Origin of the sequence: Crocosphaera sp. XPORK-15E (genome assembly GCF_034931425.1) — a bacterium.
Taxonomy (GTDB): Bacteria; Cyanobacteriota; Cyanobacteriia; order Cyanobacteriales; family Microcystaceae; genus UHCC-0190.
The window spans coordinates 24,950-27,011 of record NZ_JAYGHQ010000028.1; the positions used below are offsets into that span (position 1 = coordinate 24,950).

Annotated in this window: 1 protein-coding gene and 1 pseudogene; both read right to left on the reverse strand. The window is 36.8% G+C overall.

The window, feature by feature from the left end; genetic code table 11:
- Positions 1-1,038: IS4 family transposase (locus tag VB691_RS22785; protein WP_323293824.1), on the reverse strand; the 1,038-nt coding region annotated here is incomplete at its 3' end.
- A 289-nt stretch (positions 1,039-1,327) separates the two neighbouring features.
- A pseudogene (locus VB691_RS22790) lies at positions 1,328-2,062 on the reverse strand (hypothetical protein); the annotation flags it as partial.

Consider the following 2,062-nt stretch of genomic DNA (forward strand, 5'->3'; position numbering starts at 1 on the left):
ATCTCCTAAATCGATTAAAATTGCATAAAATAGCCAAGTTCCCCAGATTTGTAACTTCACCCCATTGATTGACCCTACCCATAAATAACTTAAACTTAAAAGTCGTTTAACTGTATTAAATGCTTCTTCAATTCGCCATCTTTTACGATATAAATCAGCGACAAAGTAGGTCGGTAAAATCTCAGGCTCTAAAACTGAAGTCAGATAAGAATGCCAAACTTTTCCTGACTTGACTTCAATTAAACGTAGGGTTATGTAAGGCGTTGTTTTAGTTCCAGACCCTAGACGTATCTTACGGTCACGGAGAGAATAACTCTCTGTGAAAACTTCTAATACTTTAATTACTGCACCTTTTTTTAGACGAGTTATAAAATGAATTTCTTTGCCAATTAATTGAAGCCAAAAATTAAAATGATAAAACCCTCTATCTAATAATAGTAAGGTCGAGGCAGTGACTAAATTTAATAAATTTTCTTCAAATTTCGTGTCATTGGTTTTCGGATTTTCTTTAAACCAAATTTCGACAGGGAGTCTAGTCATTAAATCAATAACTACCCCCATTTTCCCCGCTAATTGACCTTGGGGAATATCCTCAAGACTTTTCAGTTTTTTGAACAAAGCTTCAAGAGTCGAACCATCTGCTATCCAAATTTTTTCAAATTTAGTTAAAGCAAATCGAACACTTTCTGGCAGTGGACGACGAGTTCTTTCGTGCCATTTTAAAGTTAATAATGGTAGAATCTCTTGAAAAACTCCTTCAAACAATTCCGCCGGAAAAGTCAGAAATCTTTTCGATAAAGCCTGTTGACTAACTTTTAGTCGGTCACACCACAAAAATCCTTCTCTGGCTAATATTCGAGTTAATTCTCTCACCCCAGCTACATCCCGCCATAACAGAGTTAACACGGCGGCCACCATTAAGGGAAGGGTTAATATTCTGTCTCGCAAGCCAAGAGTCCGGCCAGATTTTCTTTGGTTAGCGATCGCCGTCGTTAATAAAGCGGATAATTGCCCTGAAATTACCTCATCTTCTATCATAGGGCGTTGTTGTCGTTTGGCATGGTCACGGTTAATTTTTCGACTCATCATTCCTAATAATAGCTTATTCCCTCTTATTTTAGGATAAAAGAATACTTCATGCACCCATCCGCCCGAAATCGCCTTTAAACGACCCTTGACATTTGTTTCATTTTCTTAAGTTGTCACGAATGATGCCTGGTTTCCTGTTCCCTGACTATTAAATGTTGCACTTCGACTAGGCTCAGTGTGAACCTGTTGTCTAGTAACAGAGCTTGCCGAAGTATTGGCTATTCCTTCAATGGTTTGACTATTTACTGACTGAAGGTTCAGCAACATCGAGAGTAACGGTAACATTAAGAGTATGGTCAGTTTGCCCATCCCATTTAACTTTTCTAACGGTTCCATTGTAAGGAATTTTAACGGTTGAGAGTTGATTAATAGCATTGTCAATCTCTATTATTTTAGCTTCTATTTGGGTTTTACTGTATTCTTGTTCTTGTAATTGTCCTGCTCTAATTGTTCTTTGTCGTTCAAGTTCTAAGCCTTGCTGTTGTAATGCAATCGCCCGTCTATTATTCTCAAGATATAATTGATGTTCAGCGTACAGTCTTTGCTCTTTGGCTGTCTGTAACTGACTTTTGGCGATGTTTAACTCCTGCATTGCTTTCTCCTCATTGCCTTTTAGTTGGTTAAGTATAGCCGTTTCATGTTCAATAATAGCTTGTACTTTAGGGTTAATATTAGTCGGTTGAGGGTTGGGAGTTACGGTTTCCTGAATTGGTTTAATGGTAATAGGAGCATCAGGATTATTCTTAGGAATGTTAATGATAAACTTCTGATTAGGATTTATATTAGGAGAACCAGTATTTATGTTCTTTATTGTAATATCAACCTTTTGATTTGATAGTTGCTCATTGGTAATTAACGGTTGTTGATTAACTGATGTTTGATTACTAGGAACAGTTAAAATTTGACGGTCAACTAATTGTTGATTGTTGGGAATTGATGACGAAGTAACTTGACGGTTAGATAATTGACGAAT